The 256-nt window shown below is 68.8% G+C and carries 1 protein-coding gene; it reads left to right on the top strand.

Features of this window, described 5'->3' with window-relative positions; translation table 11 throughout:
• On the top strand, positions 1-256 hold a 256-nt coding region (locus GM672_RS28770), incomplete at both ends, for a hypothetical protein (RefSeq protein WP_170300297.1).

Here is a 256-nt window from a genome sequence, read left to right as displayed (position 1 = left end):
CCTCGACTTCGGCAAGCCGCTGCCCGAAGGCGAAGCCAGTCCCTGGCGCGAAACCTATGAGCTGACCGACACCGTGCGCGCCAAGGCGGCCGAGATGGGCAAGGAGCATTTCCGCCTGATCGCGCTGCATGCCCGCGACGGCGCGGCCCTCGGCCTGCGCTACGATCACGTGGTCGCCGGCGAGGCGGTCCTCAGTGACATCATCAGCAAGCAGGACGAGACCATCGTCGCCCATGCCGGCACCCAGGTCGACGCC

The organism is Pseudoduganella buxea, assembly GCF_009720835.1.
Classification (GTDB): Bacteria; Pseudomonadota; Gammaproteobacteria; order Burkholderiales; family Burkholderiaceae_D; genus Rugamonas; species Rugamonas buxea.
This window is presented reverse-complemented; position numbering and strand designations above follow the sequence as displayed.